The sequence below is a fragment of the Bacteroidales bacterium genome, from assembly GCA_041671145.1.
GTDB lineage: Bacteria > Bacteroidota > Bacteroidia > Bacteroidales > JAHJDW01 > JAQUPB01.
The window spans coordinates 13,651-37,222 of the sequence record JBAZBZ010000026.1 but is presented as its reverse complement, the minus strand read 5'-3'; the positions used below and the strand labels follow the sequence as shown (position 1 = coordinate 37,222).

Below are 23,572 nucleotides of genomic sequence, written 5' to 3'. Positions count from 1 at the left end.
ATCATTTCAAATTATTGGTTTCATAAAAAATCGTTTAACCTTCGTCTTCTTTTATACACCTTATAATTGTTTAACCTGTATTCCCTTTCTCTTTTTTCTTCTTGTATTTTTTTATACAACCTATAACATTTTATACTACAAAAATATTTCCCTTCGGTATAAACAATTCTCATTCCTTTTCTGAAAGTTTTACCACAATGAGTGCATTTTTGTCCTATTAATTTTTGAACATCACTATTTTTTTCTTCCTGTTCAGATGAATTTGTATTATTTTCGGTAGTAGTGTTTAAATTTTCAGTAGTAGCAGAAATTGTATTAACTAACTCCTCTGCATTTTCATTTTTTTCATCATTAAGGATTTTTTCATACAAATTAGCCCACTCCTCAGCATTAGATTCATCAGTAGTAGTATTTTCAATAGTAGTGTTGCGAGTAGCACTATTATCAAGAGAAGTAGTGATAATGTCCTTAACAAAATTTTTAAATTCTTCTTCATGTGTTGTTAAAAAATCCGTAATGTTTTCTTTCTTCACTACTTCCGATTTTATCACTACTTTTTCTTTTGGCTTTCCTTCCTTTTCAATAGGTTTTTTATGTTCTGAAAGTTTAATATTATTTGTTGAATTATTTTGGAGTAGTGCATTATTAGTGCTACTCGGCGTGTTTAAATATTGTTTTTTTATTATTGCTATTCTCGATGGAGAAACTTTTAGTTCTGCTTGAATATCGGTGTAGCTATTTCCGTTTTTCAACATTTCAATAATTAATTCGTCTTTTGAGTCCATAGTATTATTTTTTTTAGTTATTAAATTTATGTGTATTGATTTATTATAAAATTCATAGTCCGTTACGTCCAAATAATCCCAATGAATTGATATTAAAAAGGCAATGATGGACGATAAAAAAATATTGATGAAAACTCCACATCCAAACTGGACGCATTGGACTTGAAGGACGTTAACAGGACACTTGTTATTTTTTTGGCGTCCTTCTATATTTACTGATATTATTATATTTTTTATCATTTGGACGTAAAGGATTATAAAAAAAATTAAAATATATCCACCCTTATTGTTGTATTATTTTTTGAGTAAATGAAAAATACCGATTATTTCCGCTCTTCCTTTCAATTAACAAATCTCCCACGCCTTCTGAGTGTAAAGCAAATTTTTTCAACCATTTAATAAAAGTTCTTTGATTACTATAAAATTTATTTTCTTTTAATTCAGAATATTCTTCTAAAAATTTCTGATGAATTTCTTTTTTATCATATTCCTGCCCAATAATAATTTCATTATATTTTATTTTTTCTTCAATGAATTCAACAAACTCCGGACAAGTACAATCAATAATTTTTCTTTTATTAAGATTGATAGATTTTGCAATAATTAAACCTTTTTCAAAATATTGCCAAACACAAAACATCATATAATTATCAAAAATATTCCAATCTGTTTTATCCCAATCCACAAAAAACCATTTTCCAAACTCATCATAAGGGCTATATTTGTCGCTGTAATGCTCACTAAATTCAAATTCAACACATCTGTCTTTTGAGCTTGCTCCATCTACATCAATAGTTTTATTTGTTGTAATTATTATTTTTGCTCTTAATTTAAAAGGGTGTGCATTTTTCTTTTCAACCTTGATAAATTCGGTAATATCATTGTAAAGATTTTCAAAATTAAAATTAGACCTGACATCATTTAGATTTACTATTTGAGTGTCAATGCTTGCTTCTTGGTATTTGTGTTTATCTTCAGGTTTAAAATCTTTTCCATTTATTTCACAATAATTTTTCATCTTTCCTAAACTTTTGCAAAGTAACGTTTTGCCTGTTCTTCCGTCAGGTTTTTCACTTATTTTGCTATCTGTAAAAATTGCAGCTTTTAACTTTCCCTCGAAATAAGTATGCAAAATATAGCCGATAATGGTACTTAATGAAAGGATTCTTTCTTTATCATTATTACAGATATTATAAATAAACCTGATAAAATCACTTTGCAAATCATCCAAATCGTTTATTCTCTCAAAATTTCTTTCTAATATTTGATTTTTCCAAATGTGTCCTGTTAATTCTGAATATGGTTTTAAATTAAATCCTTCTTTGTTACATTCAATAAAACCATTTTTAAAATAAAAAAAGCAACTATGTTTAGTATCTTTATTAAAAACAATTTGTTCATCCGGGGTTAGTAAACTTAATTTGTTTTCACAAAAATAATTTCCGGGATTTCTGTAAAATTTATCTAATAAAAATTCCCGTTTTACTCCTTTATATAATTTTTCGGGTAATGATTTCACATATTTAATAAAATAATCCTGTATTTGTGTAATTGTTACTTGTTGTATTACCTGATTGTCAATTTTAATAAAAATAAAATCAGTATCAATATCAAATCGCTTGAAGCCAAAAGAATAAAGTAATTCGATAAACTTTTTATAATTTATTTTTAAATCTTTTATGTTATTATTGTTATCATAAATGGGAGAATAAAAAGGTTCGATTTTTTCCGAACCGCTTGAATTGGTAATAGAATCAGGTTGTACGTTATTATCTTTTATTACAGGCGAAATATTAATTCCGCTTTCCTTTGCAATTTTGAAAAATGATTTTATTGTTATTCCCTGTTTTCGTTGCTTTAAGCACTCATCAAATTGTTTATTACATTTACATTCATCATATTTTTTGGAATACTTGCTGATTCTGTGAAAATAATTTCTTCCATTTTCATCAAACCCATTAGCAATTGCAAATCCTATTTTCAACCAATTATCATAGCTTCCGGTTATATCAATTTTTTGTTTTTCAATTTGATTAATTATTTTTTCTACATCTGTTTCTAATTTTGATGTTTCTTGATTTTTTGAAATATCAAGCATTTTTGAATTGTCATTAACATAAATATTTTTATCGGAACTTAGAAACATCAATCTGCTTACGTCTTTGCAGGACTTATCAATACTTAAATTGTAATTTTGTAAATAATATTTTTCTAAATATTGAAAATTTTGAAGGTGGTTATTTTTATCAGGTAATATTTTAACAATAATTTTTAATCCGTTTCCACTTGGACTGATAAAGCTTGCATGAGTCAGTTCGTCCTTATTTATTTTTTCTTGCAAATCTTCTAAATTATCTATTTTGTCAATATCAATTTGAATCAATCCTGAATGTTCAATTAAATCAGAAGAAGAATGAGATTCTTTAAATGTTCCTGAAGTAGTGATTGAAGGCAATTGTTTTTTGAAAGCTTCTTTTTCTTCTTTAGTTTGTGCATTTCGGACTTTTTGGATTTGCTCAAACAGTTTCTCTGATTTTATTATTTCAAATACTTCGCTAATATCAATATCTTTAGCTTTCTTGCTTTTTACATCTTTAAAAAATGAAACTTTCATATTGTTTAATTTATTTAGTTAAACCTAATTTTGCTGCAACATTTGATTTTTCAATTCTTTCCATGTCTCTTATTGTCAATGGCTCGGGTTTATAATTTAACAACTCTTCCATTGAGCATTGAAAAAATACAGATAAGCGGGCTATTTGACCTACTGGTATTTCGTAACTTTCGTTAAGCTTGGTGTACATATATTTTTCAAATGTTCTTTTGTTTATACCCAGCGTTTTGGGTAATACATGTTTTGCAAGTAAATAATCGAGATAAGAAAATTTTTCAATTTTTTCTTTGATTTTATACTTATATTCAAAATATTTCTTTATATTTGTCATGTCTTACGAATGAAAATTTATTTTTATGTAAAATATATTCGTTACAAATGTAAGAAAATAATTTACATTAAAGCAAGAAAAAATTTGATTTATTTTTATTTATATGCACATTGGTTTAAAAATCAAAGAATTAGCTGAAAGCAAAAAAGTATCTGCAAAAGAGCTTGGGGATAAAATCGGAAGAACTCGCCAAGCTGTTTATGATATTTATAGCGGAAAAGTTTCTGTAAATATTGATTTACTTGAGAAGATTGCAAAAGCACTTGATATAAATATTGTATTATTTCTTAAAGAACATAGCCAATGGCAAGCATTAAGAAAAGAAATGCTTAATGATGCGTTAAATGAAATTATTCCAATTATAATATCGAAAAATTACATTTCTATTTTGGAAATACGCCAATTGATTATGGATATTCATGTAAATGCAACTAAAGGTAAAGGATTGGTAAATCTTAATCTTGTTAAGCAACAAAATAATTCATCATTTATATTAGAGCAAAGTTACGAAGAACTTAAAAATAGTTTAAAAGAGAAAGATTTAAAACGATTTACTCAGAATATCTTTAATAAATATTTTACAGATTTAAAGCAAGTAGTTGATTCATCTGATTACAAAAAGATAATTGCTGAATACTTTAATAAGAAACCAATCTCTAAAAATGCTTAAAATGGTGGTAATCAACAATTATTTTTCTTGCGACAGTTGCGACAGTAAAGTTAGAAAACAAATATTATTAATTAATTATAAATCAATGGTGTATGTATTGCGAAATAGTACAATTTTGTAATCCCATATTCCACCCAAAATGTTTTTAAATGAATAATTGGAATATTAAGTTCAAAATTAAAATCAACAGAGCCTCACTTACCTAAATTGTTTCCTTTGCTTTTCTAATAATTTTTCAATATAATTCTCAATTAGTTAATAATTTAAAATTTAAAATATTATGACATTAATATTATCAGGTAAATTTTTAACAATAGAAAATGTTGTTAAAGTAGCTCGTCACAACGAAAAAATAGAATTACATCCCGATTCAGTTAAAAAAATAAATGCATGCAGAGCGATGCTCGAAAAGAAAATTGAAGCTAAAGAAATAATGTATGGCATTAATACCGGCATTGGTGAATTTTCGGAAATTGTACTGGCTGACGACCAGATAAAAGATTTTCAACGTTACCTTGTATATAATCATGCAGCAGGCATTGGTGAACCGATGAAAATTGAATATGTGAGAGCTGCAATGCTCGGCAGAATTAATGTTCATGCTCACGGTAATTCAGGATGTCGCATCGAAATAACACAAACATTAGTGGATATGCTGAATAAAGATGTAACTCCTCATGTATGCGAGAAAGGTTCAGTCGGGGCATGCGGAGACCTTGCTCCGATGTCTCAAATTGCTTTATTGATGCTCGGCGAAGGATATGCTTATTACAAAGGCGAAATGCTTGAAGGAAAAGAAGCATTGAAAAGAGCAGGAATCCCGATACCGGGTTTAGAAGCAAGAGATGGATTAGCTACTATCAATGGTTCAAATGTTCTTACGGCAATGAGTGCAATCATGCTTTATGACACCAATCGTTGGTTAAAACAGGCAGAAATAGCATGTGCAATGACATTGGAAGCATTGAAAGCAAATCTCAAACCATACAACCATAAAATACTTGAAGTAAGAGGGTTTGCAGGTGGTATGCGAAGTGCTGCATCAATTCGTAAAGTAACAAAAAACGGAGACCTTGCTGAAGGAAAAGTAAAAGTAAAAGTACAGGACGCATATTCCATGAGGTCAACACCGCAGGTAATAGGTGCCGCTCACGATGCTGTTGCATGGGCAAAACAACAAGTGGAAACAGAATTAAACGGTGTAGGAGATAATCCTATTTTCTTTGCAGAAGAAAATCTGCAATTATCCGGTGCAAATTTTCAGGGCTCACCGGTTTCATTGCCAATGGACATGATTAGTGCTGCGGTTACAATGGTTAGTGTATTATCCGAAAGAAGAATGAACCGTTTGAATAATCCGGCTCTTAGTGTTGGGCTACCTCCTTTCTTAACTAAAGGAGCAGGTATGTTTTCGGGCTTAATGCTTAGCCAATATACTGCAGATATGCAAATTGTAGAACAACGCATTTTATGTATGCCTGCTTCAATACAGTCAATTCCGGCAGCTGCCGACCAGGAAGATTTTGTTTCAATGGGAATGAATACTGCAATAAAAAATTTCCAGATACTTGATAATGCTTATGGCATTCTTGGAATTGAATTTATGGCTGCTGCACAAGCACTCGATTTAAGGGAAAAATTTGAAACTCCTTTCAAATTCGGAACCGGAACTGAAATTGCAAAAAAAGTTATTCGTAAGCATGTGGAGTATCTTGATATTGACAGACCATTATATCCTGACCATAATAAAATGAAAGAACTTGTCAAGTCATGTGAAATACTTGAAGCCGTTGAAAAGGAAATAGGAATGCTGGAATAATTTTATATTGTTTTTTAAACTTTCTAAAGTTTTAAGAAAGTTTGGGTGTTTAACGAGGTTGTCTCAAAAGTGCTCTGTGTAACTCTGTACATTCTCTGTGGCTCTCTGTGTAATTTTTTATTTTATTGTTACACAGAGATTCACCGAGCAATCACTGAGAACCACAGAGAAAAAAAATACTAAAATTTTACTTTTGAGACACCCTCTTTTAAAAAAATGTTTAATTGATAAATTGCTAAATTGTTGAATTTTCATAATTCATAGTTCTTACAACGTTTTAATATTTCCAATCTGCAGCAAATTTTTAATAACTTGAGTATAAGTTTTTATTCATTTCTTAATTTTCCAACAATTTTTTTACTTATTTTGTGTTTCCTTAAAAACGAAAACGCGTAATAATGAAAAAAATAAATCCAAAAATAGAAAGAAAGATTTTTGTTATTGATACATCTGTAATATTGTACGACCATAATTCTTTTAAAAATTTTATGGAACACGATGTTGCCATTCCCATAAGTGTTTTGGAGGAACTTGATAACTTAAAACGGGGGAATGACACTAAAAATTTTGAAGCCCGTGAATTCATAAGAATCATTGATGCACTTTCCGAAGGCAACTCTTTACAGGAATGGATACACCTTGATGGAAACGAAAAAGGAAGCATTACAGTTGTGATGCAACAACAAGCAAAAATGGATGCTGAAAAAATTTTTGGTGAAAAGAAAACCGACCATAAAATATTAAATGCAGCACTTTATCTTTCCGAAAAATATCCCGAAAGAAATGTAATCCTTGTTACAAAAGACATTAATCTTCGTGTAAAAGCAAAGGCGCTTAATCTCACAGCAGAAGATTATCAGACAGGGAAAATAAAGGACCCTGGTGATTTATATACAGGAAAAACAGAAGTGAACGATGTTCAAAGTGAAGTCATTGATGAATTTTATACAAACGGATATTGTGATTTGGAAAAACTTTCAATTTCTGCTCCGTTTGCAAATCATTACTATATATTAAAAAGCCAAAAGAAATCAATTTTATCATTTTTCAATCCTTTAACAAACCGGCTTGAACATGTCCAGAAACATAGTGTTTCGGGAATTCAGCCGAGAAATGCCGAACAAACTTTTGCCATTCATGCGGTGATGAACCCCAATACATGCCTTGTTACCATTCAGGGAATTGCGGGAACGGGAAAGACATTGATTTCACTTGCCGCAGCTCTTGAGCTTAGGCATAATTATCATCAGATATATCTTGCACGTCCTATTGTTCCGCTTAGCAATAAGGACATCGGATTTTTACCTGGTGACATAAGTTCCAAAATAGGTCCGTATATGGAGCCATTGTGGGATAACCTGAAATTTATCAAAAATCAATATGGTAGTACAGATAAGGAATTTAAAAAGATAAGTGAATTGATTGAAGAAGAAAAATTGGTGGTTGCACCGCTTGCATACATCAGAGGGCGTAGTTTTTCAAACATTCTTTTTATTGTTGATGAAGCTCAGAATCTTACTCCGCATGAAATTAAAACAATAATTTCACGTGCAGGCGAAAAAACAAAAATGGTTTTTACAGGCGATATTTTCCAGATTGATACACCATACCTCGATACTCAAAGTAACGGTTTATCGTACATGATTGATAAAATGAAAAATAATAATCTATACGCTCACATTACTCTCGAGAAAGGCGAAAGGTCTGAACTTGCTAATCTGGCAAGTCATTTATTGTAGAAAGTAAAAGTGTTTGTGTTTTGTTTTTTTAGGTTATTATTTTTTCAAGTTCTTCAATTTCGCAGGCATCTTCTGTTTTATATTTTCCTATTCTTGTTCTGCAAAGAGCAGAAAGGTAAGCACCGCTTTCAAGGGCAGCACCAAAATCGCGTGCAAGTGAGCGTATATATGTTCCCTTACTGCAAACAACTCTAAATTCAACAACGGGCATTGTGATTTTTATAATATCAAATTCGGAAATTGTAATAAGTTGAGGTTTTATTTCTTTAGTTTCACCTCTTCTTGCGAATTTGTATGCTCTTTGTCCGTCAATTTGTTTTGCGGAAAACAGAGGAGGAACTTGTTCAAATGTTCCTGTAAACTTTTTTGAAATCAAAAAAAATTTTTCATCGGTAATGTGATTTACGGGAAATGTTTTATCGGTTGGTTTTTCCATATCATAAGACGGAGTTGTAGCGCCAAATGTAAATGTTCCCGTGTATTCTTTCTCAAGGTTTTGAAATTCCGATATTTTTTTTGTGAATTTTCCGGTGCAGATTATTAAAAGTCCTGTAGCAAGAGGGTCAAGTGTTCCGGCATGTCCTACTTTTATTTTTTTGTTATATTTATGTCTTAATTTTTTTTTGAGTAATCCGACTACATCAAAAGATGTCCATCTGTATGGTTTGTTTATTAGAAGAAATCCTCCTTCATCAAAATTAAAAGTCATTAATCAAGAATATTCAAATTATAACCGAGTGCGAGTAAAATTAAAATTATGGTTCCTACTATTATTCTGTAGTAGCCGAAAAATCTGAAACCGTATTTTACAATAATTGAAATAAAGAATTTTATGGCAAACATTGCAACAACAAATGCAACAATATTTCCTATAGCAAGAACAATTATATCTTTTTGCCTGATATTTTCATAAACTCCCGAAAGTTCCAGAACTGTTGCTGCAAACATTGTAGGTACTGCAAGAAAAAATGAAAATTCGGCTGCATTTTTTCTGTTAAGCTTTTGCGTCAATCCGCCTATGATTGTTGACGCAGAACGTGAAACACCTGGAATCATCGAAAATGACTGAAATATTCCGATTACAAATGCAGATAAAAAAGAAATTTTCTGTTTTTCTTCTTCTTCCTCATTTTTAAGTAAATTATCAATAAAGAGAAAAATTACTCCTCCGATTAGTAATGAAAAAGCAACAACAACAACATTTCCGAGCAGTGATTCAATATAATCTTTCAGAAAAAAACCTATTACAGCAGCAGGAATGAAAGCTACAAATAATTTGTAATAAAAATCAATAGTTTGAAAAAATCTTTTCCAATATAGCACTACAACCGATAATATTGAACCGAATTGAATGCTTACTGTGAAAACTTTTACAAATGAGGTGCTTGGAATTCCCAGTAATGATTGAGTTATAATCATGTGTCCTGTCGATGAAATAGGAAGAAATTCGGTAAGTCCCTGCACTATAGCAACTATTATTGCTTGAAGAAATGACATTGAAATTATTTTTTAATAAAAATATGTAATTATCTTTTACTGTTCGTCCTTGTTGAATCGTTTCATTATTGCGAAAATTTCAATTATAAAGCCAATAACTAAAAGTATAGGAGAAAGAGTAATTCTTCTGAAACTGAATACTTCGGGATTGAATATGTTAGGGTCTTTTGGAGCACCGCCCGTCATAAGCAAATATCCTACTGCTAAAAACGCAATACCGATAAGCATTAGAGTATAATTTTCTTTTGTAAAAACAAAAGATTCATTCGGATTTTCTTTAATATTCTTGTTTTCTTTTATGTTTTTATTTTCTTTTTGTTTCATCTGTTTTTTTTATTTTTTATAATAGATGGCAAAATTGCAAAAAATAAATTTAATAATAATATAAATCGTCGGTTTTAAGTCGCAAATATTTTCTAACTGCAAAAATTGTTGAAATATATGATATTAGCAAACCCAGTAAAACTACTATTCCGAATACTTCTGCTAACACGTTTATTTCGTTCATGTACATTAATTCGGGTATTTCAGTTACTATAAAATAAATTGTTCCCGAAAAAAAGAGAATAGCAATTAAAGCTCCGTAAAGTCCATGAACTATACCTTTCAGTACAAATGGTTTTCGCACAAAATACTGTGTGGCTCCCACAAGCATCATGCTTCTGATAAGAAAGCGTTTGGAATAAACGGAAAGCCGGATGGTATTGTTAATTAAAGCTATGGAAATTACAAGCAGGATAATACTGAAAAATATCAGTACGATGCTGATTTTGCGAATCTTGTCGTTTACGAGATTTATAATTGATTTCTGATAAAAAACTTCTTTTATATTTTCATTTTCAAGTAATTTTTTTTCAATAATGGAAATGCTTGCATTATTTGCAAATTCGGCTTTAAGCCGTATGTCGATAGAAGGAAGTAGAGGATTATAGCCGAGAGTTTTAATGAAATCTTCGCCAAGGTCTTCTTTAAGCTGAATGGCAGCTTCTTCTTTTGTAACATATTTGCTTGAGCGTACAAAATATGAAGAATCAAGATGGGCTTTAAATTTAAGAATTTCGCTTTCATTGACCTTTTCCCTAAAAATAAGGGAAACATTCACATTTTCTTTTACATAGTCGGATAATTTTTTTGCATTAAGCAGTATTAACCCTAATAATCCGAGCATGAAAAGAACAAGAGCAATGCTTATAACCGATGATAAATAGGTTGTCCGCAATCTTCGTCTGGCAAATTTTTCTTCTGATGATAACATTAGGGAAAAAGTTTTTCGGTTTCAAATTCAAATGAACGTGCAAACATACTCAAATAATTTGGAAAATAAATTATGTGAATAACTTTAACGGCATATTTTTTATTTTATTTGACTAAATTTGTAAAAATTTAATAAATTATTTGTTTTGAAAGCAAAGGTCGGATGTTTTACATTATTGCTGGTGTTTTTATATAGTTGTCAGGTTAGTAAAAAACTTGAGCATAATCAGTACTTATTAACAAAAAATATAATTCATAATAGCAATAAGGAAATTTCAAATGATGAATTACTGAAAGTTGTAAAACAAAAACCAAACAGAAAAATATTCTGGTTTGTGCGTTTTCATCTCACAGTATATAATATGTTTAACCGGGAAAAAGAAACGAAATGGAATAAATGGTGGAAAACAACAATAGGGGAGGAACCTGTAATTTTCGATTCTTTGTCAATGAACACTTCTTCAAAGCAAATTACAAAGTATCTTCAGGCAAAAGGATATTTTAATGCAACAGTTAAAGATTCGGCTCAGCACCGTAAAAATATAAAAAAGAAAAGAGTATGGGTGCATTATAATATTAAAGCTAACAAACCTTATAAAATAAAAAATATAAAATATATAGTTGATGATATTTATATTAAAAATAAAGTTTTATCTGATACAATAAATTCATTATTAAAAAAAGGTAATAATTATGATATTGATTTATTATCAAAGGAAAGAGACAGGATTACAACAATTCTGAAAAATGACGGATATTTTTATTTTTCGAGAGAATACATATATTTTAAGGTTGACAGTTCTTTACAAAACCATCAATTGGATATTACAGTTGATATTAAAAATATAAGTATTAAATCAACCGGAAATTCCGATTCAGTCGTTTCAGAAAAGCACAAACAATATTATATAAATAAAATTGAAATACTAACTCCTGCTTCGCTTTCCATTGTTGATTCAGTGAAATATGACACATTACAATCCGATGATTATATTTTTATATTTAAAAATAAACTGCGATATAATCCTAAGGCAATTACTCAATGTATTTTTGTTAAGAGAGAACAATTGTTTCGTGTCAATGCAGTAGAACAAACATATAATAAACTATCAAATACAAGAGCATTTAAATTTGTCAATATTCAGTTTAATGAAGTAGCTTACGATTCTGTTAAAAACAAGGATGGGAAACATTATCTGGATTGCAAGATTCGGCTTGTATCATCAAAAGCACAATCCTATTCAATTGAAGCACTCGGAACTAATTCTGCCGGTAATCTTGGAATAGCCGGTAATATAATATACCAGCATAAAAATATTTTCAGAAATTTTGAAAATTTCAATTTCAAAATAAAAGGAGGAATGGAATTTCAAAATACCAATTTAGCTGAAGATAATGATTTATTAAATCATTATCTTCCTTTCAATACTTACGAATACGGCTCGGAAATGAGTTTAAGTATTCCGGGATTTCTTCTGCCTGTAAGTGCCGATAAATTTTCGAAATCATCATATCCCAAAACTCTTTTGAGCATCGGGTATAATTTCCAACAGCGTCCTCATTTCTGGCGTTCAATTACAAATGCTGTTTTCGGTTATGAGTGGAAAGAAACGGAATACAAAAAACATATCATCAATCCTGCCGAATTGAACATCGTTAATATTTTTAAAGATGTTTTTTTTAATGAACAGATAAATGCTACAAAAGATTTATTGATAATTAACAGTTATCAGAATCATTTGACAACCGCCACAAATTACAGTTTTATATATAATAATCAGGATATTAATAAAGCGAGAAATTTTTCTTATTTCAAGGGAAATATTGAATTTGCAGGGAATTTGTTAAGAGGTATAAATAATCTGGGAAATAAATTTTTATTAAATAAATTTCTTGAAACAAGAAAGGACAGCACCGGGATTTATCGAATTTTCGGTATAAACTATGCACAATACATGAGAGCTGACATTGATTACAGATATTATAATATTATAAATAACAAGATATCACTCGTTTTCCGCTTTTACACCGGTGTTGGAGTTACTTATGGAAATTCTAGTGTAATGCCGTTTGAAAAAAGTTTCTGGCTGGGAGGAGCAAATAGCTTGAGGGCATGGCACATGAAAGGAGTTGGTCCGGGTTCGTATTACGACAGCTTGGGAACGGGCTACGACAAAACCGCTGATATGGCTTTGGAAACAAACCTTGAATACAGATTTAAAATATACCGCATTCTCGAAGGTGCTGTTTTTGCCGATGCCGGAAATATATGGCTTTTGAAAAAAGACAGCAAACGTATTGGAAGTGAGTTTGAGCTAAATCGTTTTTATAAAGAAATTGCTCTCGGAACAGGACTCGGATTTCGTTTGAATTTTTCTTATTTCATAATTCGTTTCGATGGAGCCATACCTCTGAGAGACCCCAAACTACCCGAAAATAAAAGATGGCTCGGAAAAGATATAACTACAAAAGATATAATTTTTAACATCGCAATAGGGTACCCGTTTTAATTCAAAAATTTACAATTATTTTTTATTGCTGCTTATGTCATTTTCTTTTTATCGAGAAATTCAAAGAAATTTTTCTTATAAGTTTCGCTGATTGGTATCAACTGGTCGGCAATTTTTATGCGGTTTCTTTCAATATTTTCTATTTTATCAATGGCAACTATGAATGATTTATGAACCCGAATGAATTTGTTCTGCGGCAAAATATCTTCAGCTTTTTTGAAGTTCAGCAAAGTCATAATTCTCTTTGTGGGTGTTACTATTCGTAGGTAATCACTCATCCCTTCAATATATAAAATATCTGACAGCTGAATTTTCTCGAAACGATATTCGGTTTTAACAAAAATAAAATCATCGGAAGGATTGGTTATGTATATTTCTTTAGTTTCACTTTTTATATTACTTTGAATATTAACTTTATCAAATGCTTTGTCAACTGCCTTTACAAAACGCTCAAATGATATGGGCTTTAAGAGATAATCAACAATGTCGAGTTCAAATCCTTTAATGGCATACTTATCGTATGCAGTGGTGAAAATTGTTAATGGCTTTTGTTTAAGTGCATTTAAAAATTGTATACCGGTAAGCTTGTCCATTTGAATATCAAGAAATAAAAGGTCAACCTTGTTTTTTGCAATGTAATCAATAGAATCAACAGGATTGTAAAAGGTTTTTATTAAATTCAGAAAGGGAATTTTACTGCAATAATCTTTAATGATATCGAGTGCCAGCGGCTCATCGTCTATTGCTATACAATTTATTGTCATAATTAATTTTCAATTATAAGTTTAATAATAAATTTATTGTCTTCGGTTTTTATTTCCATGCTATGCTCACCCGGATAAATAAGTTCGAGACGACGTTTGATGTTTTGCAATCCGATACCGCCGATTTTATCTTTTCCTGAATTTTCAGATTTATTAATGTAATTTATTACTTCGAAAATTATTTTATCTCCTTCAATCATAAGATTGATAAAAATTCCGGGCGAATGCACACTTTTATTTCCATGCTTGAAAGCATTCTCTACAAAAGGAATAAGCAACATGGGAGTAATAACTTGATTGGTTATATTTCCAGTAATATTAAATTCAATAAAATTATTCTCCTTAATTCTAATTTTCTGAAGTTCAATAAAACTGTTCAGATATTCTATTTCTTTTTCGAGTGGAACTTTATCAGTATTTGCATCATAAAGCATATACCTCATTATTGAAGAAAGTTTCATCAATGCTTTTGAAGCATCATCCGATTTTTTTATTACAAGTGAATAGATGTTATTCAAAGTGTTGAATAAAAAGTGGGGATTTATCTGCGACCGCAGTAAAGCAAGTTCGCTTGCCTGATTCTGATTTATTAAATCGGCTTTCTGCTTTTGATGATTAAACCAATCGATGGTAAATCGTGTAAAGAAAGCATATAAACTTAAAACAACCGTTATCCGAAATTCATTTGCAATTTCCCAATTTGAAAAAACAAGCTCTTTTAAAGGCAATTTTATAACATAAAGGTCATAATAATAAAAAATTATTAATCTAAAACTTGCATAAACGATAATAGCTAATACCGCAATAAAAACACCGGTAAATCTGGATTTTAAACGAAAAAACAGTGGAACAAAAATAAAATAGAAAAGATAAAAAATACAAATATGAAAGAAAATATTTAATGGTAAAGTCCAAAAATAATAAGGAATACTTTTATATGCTGTTTTGAAAATAATAGGTGTGAACTCCGGATATAATATATATATCCAAAATATGATATGAAATATTATGATATTTTTTCTGCTCACAGTTTGCGGTTTTATGAAGTAAATATATGAAATAAATTTTTCATATAGAATTTCTATTAATTCAAATCTGACAAATAACCCAAGTAATCGGCAAGATACTTAATTTAATCGGCAACCTGCAAACATTGCGTTTAATTGACATTCAGCGGGAAATTAAATCGGATTACAGATTACATTTTTATTAAGGTAAATCATGAATTATTTTTGTTTATGCACACTGAGAATTCTAAAATTAAAATAAATAAATAAAATCTTATGAAAAACAAACTGTCAATAATCGTATCGCTTTTTGTGCTACTTAATTTATGCTTTGTAAAAGTGCAAGGTATAAATAATGAAAAAGTGAATTGCACAATTTCGGGTGAGGTTTTTGATAAAAAAACCAATCAACCTGTGGAATACGCTAATGTGGTTCTGTTTAATCAATTGGATTCGCAGATGGTTACAGGAACAATAACTTCTACCGAAGGAAAATTTCTTTTAAAAAATATTGTGGAAGGAAAATATTATTTAGTTGCAAATTTTATAGGTTATAAGAAAAAAAATATTTCCGGTATCATTTTATCAAAAGAAAATAAAGAATTGAAACTTGAACCAATAAAAATTGAACCTGTTACAACTAATCTTTCCGAAGTAAGCATAAGTTCAGATAAAAACGATGTGGAATATAAAATTGATAAAAAAGTTGTAAACGTAAGTCAAAATCTTAATAGTACCGGAGGAACAGCTGTTGACGCACTTAAAAATGTTTCGGGAGTTATAGTTGCTAATGATGGAAATGTAACCCTTAGAGGTAGTTCAAACTTCACTGTTTTGGTTGACGGAAAACCTTCGGTATTGAGCGGAACTGAAGCATTACAACAAATTCCGGCAAGTGCAGTTGATAAAATTGAAGTAATTACAAATCCTTCAGCCAAATATGACGCAGAAGGTACAGCAGGTATAATTAATATTATAATGAAAAAGAATTCTATGCCGGGTACAAATGGAATAATGAATGCTTCAATTGGAAGTGGAAATAAATACAGCGGAGATTTTCTTTTTAATTTTAGGAAAAACAAAATAAATTATTTCGTCGGAGCAAATTACCGTGATAATACAAGCAAATCATTTAATGAATTATATAAAGAAACTAATGTAAATGATGCAATAAATTTTTTAAATTCTGACGGAATTCAGAAAAGAAAATATACAACTTCATACATTAAAGCGGGCTTCGATTATAGCATAAATGATAAGAACAGTATTTCATTTTCAACTCAGATAGGAAATGTTGATTTTAACGGTTCAATTAATAATAAATATCACGAATGGATAAATCCCGGTTCTATTGACCTTTATACTTATAATAAAGAATCAATGAAAGTTAACGGACTTTATTATATATCAAATATCAGTCATCAGAAGAAATTTAAAAAACCCGGAGCAGAGCTTAATTCATTATTGTATTTGTCGCACTGGGAAGGTGATAGAAGTGAAGAAAATAATGAATATCATACTAATACTAATTGGGAAACAAACGGAATAGAGCCATACAGATACAGATACGTAAGAGATGAAAAAAGAGGTGAATTAAGGTTCAAGTCGGATTTAACATTACTGCTTGATACTATTTATAAAATTGAAGCAGGTATTCAGGGAAGCATACGACCTTTAGTATCAAATCAAAAATATCAGATGTATCAGACCTCACTTGAAAGTTGGATTGAAAATGCCGATTTTAAAAATGATATGAATTTTTATAATAATGTATTTGCTTCATATATAACATTTGCCGGCAAATGGAAAAAAATTGAATATCAGATTGGACTGCGAGGCGAATATAATGAACGATTGCTTGAGCTTAAAACAATAAATAAAAATTACAAGTATGATAAATTAGATTTCTTTCCCACTGCTTCCATATCAAAGCAATTTAAGAATGACAACCAATTGCAATTGAGCTACAGCAGAAGAATTGAGCGACCTCATGAAATGTTGCTGAATCCACTGCCTATGTACAGTGATAAATACTTTAAGAATTACGGAAACCCAGAACTTCTTCCTGAATATATTAACTCATTAGAGTTGAATTATATGAAAAAATTTAAATCCTCTTATTTCTCGGTTGAAACATATTTTCGTCAGAATAACAATACCGTAAATCAAATGTTTCATGTGGACGAAAAAGGAGGATTTTATGTAAGATGGGAAAACATATCAAAGACATATTTTTTCGGAACTGATATATCCGGAAATTTTGATATGGCAAAGTGGTTTAGCATATCGCCTTCATTCAGTGTATACGGTTATAAATATAAAGATAATAATATAACATACGATTTACCCGATATTCCATTATCAGGTGAGGCAAGGGCTAATTTTAATTTCAAAGTAAATAAAACAACCAGAATACAGTTAACAGGATTTTATAATTCGCCTTATTTTGATATTCAGGGAAGGTCGAAATATTCTGTTAACGGAAGCATATCGGTAAGAAAAGAAATATTGAAAAAAATTACTGCGGTTATTAGCTTTAATAATCCTTTTAATATGTTCAAATATGAGTCGGAAAATAAAGTCAATAATTTATATAATACTTTTAAAACCAGAGATGAGGCAAATGTAATAAAATTTAATATTAGCTATAAAATTAATAATTACAAGCCAGTACAGAGAAAAGAAGAAAATATAGACCTTAATGTAAATTAGGTTATAAAAAAAGAAGTTGAAACCCCGGTTGTATCTATTTTTTCGTTCTTTAGTTTAGTTAATTAATTCAATATTTATTACCAAAGATACAATCGGGTGAAACTTCTTTTAAAAAACTTTACCTTACAATTTCCAACTTCACGATTTTACTATTGTATAAGTACTACCGAATATGCTGAAACGCCTTCTCCGCGACCTATGTATCCTAATTTTTCAGTAGTAGTAGCTTTAATGGAAATATCATCTTCGGGGATTTCAATAATTTCCAATAATACTTTTTTTATTTGAGGAATATATTCACCGATTTTAGGATTTTGCAAACAAATTGTAGAATCAATGTTTCCGATTTTGTATTTTTTTTCTTTAAGGAGTTTTACAACTTTTTTCAAAAGAATTCTGCTGTCAATATTTTTATATTCAGCCGAACTGTCGGGAAAGTGAAAGCCGATGTCGCGCAGGTTTGCAGCACCGAGAAGAGCATCGCAGATGGAATGAATTAAAACATCGGCATCGGAATGACCGAGTGCACCTTTATAATATTCGATTTTTATTCCACCTAAATAAAAATCTCTTTTTTTAACTAATTTATGAACATCAAATCCAAAGCCGATTCTGGGTTTCATTATTATAATGTTTTAAAAGGAAAAGAAAGAATAACTATAAGTGCTGATTAATTGCTCTTGTCTTTATTTTGTTCTTTAAATGCTTCAAAATCGAATGTTAAAGAGAATCGGAGAGTATTAGCAAGAGGACTTTTAACTTCTGATGAAGCAGGAATCAAGTATGCAAAATCCAAACCGAAAACACTATACTTAATACCAGCACCGAGTGTAAAAAACTGACGATTTCCTTTTGTGGGATTTTCGTAGAAATAACCTCCTCTGATTGCAAATTGCTTGTCATACCAATATTCTAATCCAACGGAATAAGTTATTTCATGTAGTTCTTCCTTACCTCCTCCTGGTGCATCGGAAAATGAATGAAAAATTCCGTTAACAATAGATACATCGGGTAATCTGTGTGTGATGGAATCGGGATTTGGTGTAGGTACTAATAATTTATTCAAATCAACAAGAAAATTTATTGTGTTGTATTCGTCAAGATTCATTGAAAGTGAAGGTCCTATTTTAAGATTAATCGGAATAAAATCTCTTTCTTTTGATTGTGTATATGAAATTTTTGCACCTATGTTTGAAATATTAATTCCGGCAGCGAAAACTGCATCTTGTTTTGCTATAGTTATTTTTTTATGATAATAAGATGAAATATCGGCTGCAACTGATTGTCCAGGGTGAGTTGACTGGCTTCCTACAAATTGTCCGCTTGTTAAATTTGAGTAAATATAGCGAAAAGCAATTCCACCTGAAAAATCTTCGGAAAGTTTTCTTGAATATGCTATGTCCACCGCAAATTCATTAGGCCTGTATTGTCCTGTAACATTTCCAACAAAATCGGTAAATGTTATATCACCAAGTGAAAAATATAATAATGAAGCACTGATAGTTTGCATTTTATCCAATCGTTTATAACCCGAAATGTAAGCAAGATTGATATCGGGAACCAATGCTCTGAGCCATGGACTATATGAGATACCGAACCCCATGTTTTTATCAATAAATGCGAATTTTGAGGCATTCCAGTGATTTGAATTTACATCAGGAAGAGAAGAAACACCGCCATCGCCCATTCCTCCGGCTCTTGCATCGGGAGCGATAAGCAGAAAAGGTACTGCAGTTGTAATAGTATTAACCTGTCCTGCTAATTCACTGGTTGATATTTGCGAATATCCACTTTTTACAGCTATTATAAGCAAGAATAAAAGTAAGAAGTTTATTTTTAAAAAAAGTTTCATATTTATATAAACGCAAATATATAAAAAATATTTTATAATATAACTAATTTTTCATATTTTTCAGCAACAGAGCCATTATTCGAGCGAACTTTCAAATGATAAATATATACACCTCTTCCGACTTTATCTCCGTAATCATCGGTTCCATCCCATGTGATTTGGTCGAAGTCAACTCTGAAACCTTCCGTTTCAACCGATTTATCAATTGTTTTAATTAATTTACCTGAAACTGTAAATATTTTTACTTGTACATCCAATCCGCAGCAAGGTTGATTATGTTCAAAATAAAATGAAGTATGTGTTGTAAAAGGATTGGGATAATTTAAAACATGCTCGAGTTTTATCTCTGCCGATTTGGCAACAATAAATTCAGTATATGCTTCGGATGAATTGTTGTATGTATCCCATACCTTTAATTTGAGTTTGTGCTTGCCTTCAGACAAATCATTGAATTGGTAACGAATTGTACCTTTCTGGTAACTGTTAAGGGAAGCTTCATAAAAATCGTTCAAAACAAATGAATTTTCGGTATTATCATCGATGGTTGCCACAACATCGTGTCCTATTCCGTTACCTACAGTATTTATCCCGTTAGAATCACTTAAAAAAGCAAGCAAAATAGGATTTTCATTTGTAATGCCACCGAAAACAAATTTATCATTATTAAGAAATAAGTTAATATTTGGTCCGCTGTTATCCGGTGGAGCATTATTATTAGAGCCACCAACTATTATGTTTTTATTATATCCCTTAGCATCATCGTATTGATTATTCGCATAATAGCTTAGTTTTCCGTTTCCATATTGATAAGATATGTCTTTTGGAACAATAAATGTAAATTTATAATTTCCGTTTGTTACAGAAACCTTTCCTTTATATAATACATTTTTCTGAATTTTGAAATTTGTTATTGAACTGTGCTCATCTTGTCCAAGTGTTGATACTGTTGAATACTTATCATATACGGTAGGGTAAATAATACCGTTGAAATTGTTGAGCGGTTGTCCGGCTGTATCAGATAAAATACCCTGTATAGTAACTTTGGAAAGTGCTTTTAAAGTATCGGAGAAAGGAGTAGTGTTAACTTCATATTTGGGTAAACTTATTTCCAGCGAAGGGTCCCCCAAAATTGTAAATATTTTGTTATTAACACTTATTCCTGACATTCCTTTAGCTAACCTTACTATATCGCCAAGTCGCGGATATCTGCCATCACTCATTTTATTGAAAGCATTTTCATAAAAATTCATATTCAGCACATAGTTTGACTGTGAATAAGCCAAGCGGGTTGTTGTAAATAAAGCTACTCCGCCTCCGCTTGGATTTAAAAACACATATTCTCCTGCTGATACTTGGTCGGGGTTGTCATAATAGCTGAATTCGCATGTGGCGGTAATGAATACAGGCATATTATAATAATTTTTCCAACTGTTTATATCCGAAATTTCCAAAACACGTTCGTGTGCCCAGCCCAACTGACCTCCATGCCCTATATAATTAATTATTAAAGTTCCTTTTTCAATTTTTTGGTTAATGGCATCTGTAACTCCAGGATATCGTTGTCCTCCGGGAGTCGACTCCTGCTTATATGAATCAAAATATATTTTTTCAATGTTGAAATTTTTATAAGTGGCATCTATGTATTTAGTAATCTGTTCCGCCTGATTAAGATGCACATTGTCGTCTTCATCATCGGCTGCAAAACAAATTATGTTTCTCCATTCGGCATAATTTGATATGTCGTTTGATGAAGAACAATCGTTGCTGGAAGCTTGAAGCTCATTATATTTTACCGAATATCTGATAACTTTGTCAACTGCATTTTTTGCTTCATCAATAGAAGTGACAGGGAAACGACCTCCTCCTACATCAATATAACCATACGCATCTGCTCCTTCGTTGTCATCAAGTAAAGCATAAAAATCATCTGAAACATAAGAATTGGTTGATGAGAGGGAACTTGCAGCTTCATAAGCAGGAACATAATTTGTATTGTTTTTTATCCGACTTTTATAATCATAAGAACCATCACCAAATAATAAAAGGTACTTGGGCAGTTCATTTTGTGATGAGGCTTTATCATACAGCATTTTTATAAAATCTCGTATTGCCGAAACATCCTGTGAACCCGATGAAAACTCATTATATACTTGCTGTGTACTTACTACGGCTACACTAAAGTTGTCGTTGTTTCTGCGAAATTCGGCTAATCTGTTGGCTTCGCTTAAAAACGTCTGAGGTGCCACTATTACAAAATCAATTTTACTTAATGAATGTAAGTTTTGATTTGCTACGGAACCAAGAAGATTTGCCGTATAATAAAATGTACCGTTGAAAGCTATGAATTCTTTAAGCGAGTCGTTTGCTAACCTGAAAGTTAAAGCTCCTGAATTATAAGTTGTTTCCTGTGCTTTAGGTTCGAAGAGATTTGTTATGTCCCATATAGTAAGGTTAGGATTTGAAGTTGACAAATGAAATTCGGAAATATTACCTGTGCCTGTCGACAAGGCATCTCTGAAGGAAAGCTGATTTCCTGACATTATAAGATTTCTTCTTGCATTAACCTCAATATAATCGAGCCAACCCGTTGTGTTCGAACTTAGCATAGAGACATTAGTAAAAATTGTTGATGACGGAGTTTTAAAAAACATTTCCGAATAGCCGTCTTTAGCAAATTCAACATCACTACATACTCCCGTTGTTATTATTGTGTCTTTCCCATTTGCATTTATTTCAAAAACTGCATTTCCGCTAAAAGTTTTTCCTGCAATTTTTGTATTAACTCTTACATCAGAATTTGCATCAATATTAGGAAAAGAAAAGGAAAAGCTGTATGAGTTTATCAAATCAAAATATTCGCCATACCATGCTTTGCCCGATTTTATGAGATTTAAAGAATCTTTTTCATGATATGAAAAATCATTAAAAGTAGTTACTGTATTTGTAGGAGTTGAAGTGCTTGAAGTTTGCACCGTAACTCTTTTTCCCGCTCCAATGTCAGTTGTGAGAAAATAATAAGTTTCGTCTGAATAAATATTATTATAATGAGTGAACTTTTCCGATGAAATATTGTAAGACCATTTGTGTGGCGATTGTCCGTAAAATAAAATATAATCACCTGCATCAAATTTACCATCACTTTCGCCGCTTACAAATATTGCATTTTCAATTAAATCATCAGGTCGGGAGGATGAATTGTCTTCAGGCAGCATGCCGCCTCCATTGCCATAAACTCTTATGTTTTTCGGGTTGATTGAAGTAACATCAATTCCAAGTCTCACAAGGTCGTTGTAAGTTAATTTATATATGCCGTTGTAATATGTTCCTATTTTATACCACCTGCCTGAAGCAAGAACTGAATTTTGAGTGTATGTATGTCTCATTTTACCTGCTTTAGCAGAATAGACAGGCGTTATTTCTATTGATAATTCGAATGAAACTAACTTTTCTAATTTATTTGTTGTTGGATTTTTTCTGATGGGAACAAAAGAAACAAGTATGTATGGAATTTTTCTTTCAATTAAAACATTTGATTTTATTGATATATCCCCGGTTATTTTATCAAGGTTATTGATTTGTTTAAGCTCTGCATCGGTAAAAGGAACATATGTTTCATTATATAATTTTGTCATTACTTTAACATCCGGGCTTTCAGCATCTATTCTTTCGTTAAAAACAGGCAGGTTAAACTCATTGTATGTGGCATCATTAAAATAAAGAAGGTTTATTTTGAAGTCATCTGAAAATTTTTCCTGATGAATGTTCCAACTTAATTCTTTTTTTATTAGTTTTGTAAAAGCAAGTGTATATTCGAAAAAAGATAGTGTTAGTATTAATATATATAGTCGTTTTATCATTTTAATGTGTTTTTTTTCGTTTAAATTTGTTGTTTTTTAGATAAATTTAAATAAATTATCATTAATTTTCGAGTATCTTTATAAAATGTTTGTATTTTTGCAAGAACAATTTTAAATAAAATATGCTTAAATTTTTGTAACCTAATTCTAATGATTTATGT

At 30.7% G+C, this 23,572-nt stretch carries 17 protein-coding genes; 5 read left to right on the top strand and 12 right to left on the bottom strand.

Annotated elements, in window-relative coordinates; translation table 11 throughout:
- Window positions 1-20 precede the first annotated feature (20 nt).
- The 3 genes from WC223_09225 to WC223_09215 form a co-directional block, all read right to left on the bottom strand.
- Complete coding sequence (locus WC223_09225) at window positions 21-785, bottom strand: hypothetical protein (GenBank protein ID MFA6924419.1); 765 nt, start codon at window positions 783-785, stop codon at window positions 21-23.
- A 283-nt stretch (window positions 786-1,068) separates the two neighbouring features.
- A complete protein-coding gene (locus WC223_09220) occupies window positions 1,069-3,399 on the bottom strand; it encodes a BT4734/BF3469 family protein (GenBank protein ID MFA6924418.1) in 2,331 nt (776 codons plus the stop codon).
- Between the two features lie 10 nt (window positions 3,400-3,409).
- The gene (locus WC223_09215) at window positions 3,410-3,730 is read right to left on the bottom strand and encodes a hypothetical protein (GenBank protein MFA6924417.1); all 321 of its coding nucleotides are present in this window, start codon (window positions 3,728-3,730) and stop codon (window positions 3,410-3,412) included.
- A 103-nt stretch (window positions 3,731-3,833) separates the two neighbouring features.
- Between WC223_09215 and WC223_09210 the strand changes: the two genes are divergently transcribed.
- The 3 genes from WC223_09210 to WC223_09200 all read left to right on the top strand — a co-directional run bounded on the left by WC223_09210 (window position 3,834) and on the right by WC223_09200 (window position 7,958).
- On the top strand, window positions 3,834-4,400 hold the full coding sequence (locus tag WC223_09210) for a helix-turn-helix domain-containing protein (GenBank protein ID MFA6924416.1): 567 nt from the start codon (window positions 3,834-3,836) through the stop codon (window positions 4,398-4,400).
- Window positions 4,401-4,680: 280 nt separating this feature from the next.
- Window positions 4,681-6,219 (top strand): aromatic amino acid ammonia-lyase, encoded by a 1,539-nt coding sequence (locus tag WC223_09205; GenBank protein MFA6924415.1) that lies wholly within the window; start codon window positions 4,681-4,683, stop codon window positions 6,217-6,219.
- Window positions 6,220-6,617: 398 nt separating this feature from the next.
- Window positions 6,618-7,958: a PhoH family protein gene (locus WC223_09200; protein MFA6924414.1), complete on the top strand. Its 1,341-nt coding sequence runs from the start codon at window positions 6,618-6,620 to the stop codon at window positions 7,956-7,958.
- Between the two features lie 28 nt (window positions 7,959-7,986).
- On the opposite strand, the gene truB is transcribed toward WC223_09200, so the two are convergent.
- The 4 genes from truB to WC223_09180 are packed head-to-tail and all read right to left on the bottom strand — an operon-like array spanning window position 7,987 to window position 10,710.
- On the bottom strand, window positions 7,987-8,667 hold the full coding sequence (gene truB / locus WC223_09195; protein ID MFA6924413.1) for a tRNA pseudouridine(55) synthase TruB: 681 nt from the start codon (window positions 8,665-8,667) through the stop codon (window positions 7,987-7,989).
- Entirely contained in the window at window positions 8,667-9,455 is a 789-nt protein-coding gene (locus tag WC223_09190; protein MFA6924412.1) for an undecaprenyl-diphosphate phosphatase, read from the bottom strand. Before WC223_09190 ends, truB begins: the two co-directional genes overlap by 1 nt.
- A 36-nt stretch (window positions 9,456-9,491) precedes the next feature.
- On the bottom strand, window positions 9,492-9,779 hold the full coding sequence (locus tag WC223_09185) for a DUF3098 domain-containing protein (protein ID MFA6924411.1): 288 nt from the start codon (window positions 9,777-9,779) through the stop codon (window positions 9,492-9,494).
- A gap of 49 nt (window positions 9,780-9,828) precedes the next feature.
- Window positions 9,829-10,710 carry a permease-like cell division protein FtsX gene (locus WC223_09180; protein MFA6924410.1) on the bottom strand — a complete coding sequence of 294 codons (882 nt, stop codon included), beginning with the start codon at window positions 10,708-10,710 and terminating at the stop codon, window positions 9,829-9,831.
- Between the two features lie 145 nt (window positions 10,711-10,855).
- On the opposite strand from WC223_09180, the gene WC223_09175 reads away from it, so the two are divergent.
- A complete protein-coding gene (locus WC223_09175; GenBank protein ID MFA6924409.1) occupies window positions 10,856-13,219 on the top strand; it encodes a BamA/TamA family outer membrane protein in 2,364 nt (787 codons plus the stop codon).
- A gap of 32 nt (window positions 13,220-13,251) precedes the next feature.
- On the opposite strand, the gene WC223_09170 is transcribed toward WC223_09175, so the two are convergent.
- Together WC223_09170 and WC223_09165 are read right to left on the bottom strand one after the other, a co-directional pair.
- Entirely contained in the window at window positions 13,252-13,983 is a 732-nt protein-coding gene (locus WC223_09170; protein ID MFA6924408.1) for a LytTR family DNA-binding domain-containing protein, read from the bottom strand.
- Window positions 13,984-13,985: 2 nt separating this feature from the next.
- Window positions 13,986-15,011, bottom strand: a complete 1,026-nt coding sequence (locus tag WC223_09165; protein MFA6924407.1) for a sensor histidine kinase — start codon at window positions 15,009-15,011, stop codon at window positions 13,986-13,988.
- A gap of 255 nt (window positions 15,012-15,266) precedes the next feature.
- On the opposite strand from WC223_09165, the gene WC223_09160 reads away from it, so the two are divergent.
- Window positions 15,267-17,702: an outer membrane beta-barrel protein gene (locus tag WC223_09160; GenBank protein MFA6924406.1), complete on the top strand. Its 2,436-nt coding sequence runs from the start codon at window positions 15,267-15,269 to the stop codon at window positions 17,700-17,702.
- A 149-nt stretch (window positions 17,703-17,851) separates the two neighbouring features.
- Here the strand turns inward: WC223_09160 and ispF are convergent, their stop codons facing one another.
- From ispF to porU, 3 genes are read right to left on the bottom strand one after another with little or no spacing between them, the layout of a single operon-like run.
- The gene (ispF, locus tag WC223_09155) at window positions 17,852-18,325 is read right to left on the bottom strand and encodes a 2-C-methyl-D-erythritol 2,4-cyclodiphosphate synthase (GenBank protein ID MFA6924405.1); all 474 of its coding nucleotides are present in this window, start codon (window positions 18,323-18,325) and stop codon (window positions 17,852-17,854) included.
- 47 nt (window positions 18,326-18,372) lie between these two features.
- Entirely contained in the window at window positions 18,373-19,554 is a 1,182-nt protein-coding gene (gene porV, locus WC223_09150) for a type IX secretion system outer membrane channel protein PorV (protein MFA6924404.1), read from the bottom strand.
- 32 nt (window positions 19,555-19,586) lie between these two features.
- The gene (porU, locus tag WC223_09145; protein MFA6924403.1) at window positions 19,587-23,411 is read right to left on the bottom strand and encodes a type IX secretion system sortase PorU; all 3,825 of its coding nucleotides are present in this window, start codon (window positions 23,409-23,411) and stop codon (window positions 19,587-19,589) included.
- Between the last annotated feature and the right edge of the window lie 161 nt (window positions 23,412-23,572).

What these genes read in the sequence shown, in the direction of transcription:
- WC223_09225 (MFA6924419.1), bottom strand. Translation starts at nt 785, where the DNA reads ATGGACTCAAAAGACGAATTAATTATTGAAATGTTGAAAAACGGAAAT.
- WC223_09220 (MFA6924418.1), bottom strand. Translation starts at nt 3,399, where the DNA reads ATGAAAGTTTCATTTTTTAAAGATGTAAAAAGCAAGAAAGCTAAAGAT.
- WC223_09215 (MFA6924417.1), bottom strand. Translation starts at nt 3,730, where the DNA reads ATGACAAATATAAAGAAATATTTTGAATATAAGTATAAAATCAAAGAA.
- WC223_09210 (MFA6924416.1), top strand. Translation starts at nt 3,834, where the DNA reads ATGCACATTGGTTTAAAAATCAAAGAATTAGCTGAAAGCAAAAAAGTA.
- WC223_09205 (MFA6924415.1), top strand. Translation starts at nt 4,681, where the DNA reads ATGACATTAATATTATCAGGTAAATTTTTAACAATAGAAAATGTTGTT.
- WC223_09200 (MFA6924414.1), top strand. Translation starts at nt 6,618, where the DNA reads ATGAAAAAAATAAATCCAAAAATAGAAAGAAAGATTTTTGTTATTGAT.
- truB (MFA6924413.1), bottom strand. Translation starts at nt 8,667, where the DNA reads ATGACTTTTAATTTTGATGAAGGAGGATTTCTTCTAATAAACAAACCA.
- WC223_09190 (MFA6924412.1), bottom strand. Translation starts at nt 9,455, where the DNA reads ATGTCATTTCTTCAAGCAATAATAGTTGCTATAGTGCAGGGACTTACC.
- WC223_09185 (MFA6924411.1), bottom strand. Translation starts at nt 9,779, where the DNA reads ATGAAACAAAAAGAAAATAAAAACATAAAAGAAAACAAGAATATTAAA.
- WC223_09180 (MFA6924410.1), bottom strand. Translation starts at nt 10,710, where the DNA reads ATGTTATCATCAGAAGAAAAATTTGCCAGACGAAGATTGCGGACAACC.
- WC223_09170 (MFA6924408.1), bottom strand. Translation starts at nt 13,983, where the DNA reads ATGACAATAAATTGTATAGCAATAGACGATGAGCCGCTGGCACTCGAT.
- WC223_09160 (MFA6924406.1), top strand. Translation starts at nt 15,267, where the DNA reads ATGAAAAACAAACTGTCAATAATCGTATCGCTTTTTGTGCTACTTAAT.
- ispF (MFA6924405.1), bottom strand. Translation starts at nt 18,325, where the DNA reads ATGAAACCCAGAATCGGCTTTGGATTTGATGTTCATAAATTAGTTAAA.
- porV (MFA6924404.1), bottom strand. Translation starts at nt 19,554, where the DNA reads ATGAAACTTTTTTTAAAAATAAACTTCTTACTTTTATTCTTGCTTATA.
- porU (MFA6924403.1), bottom strand. Translation starts at nt 23,411, where the DNA reads ATGATAAAACGACTATATATATTAATACTAACACTATCTTTTTTCGAA.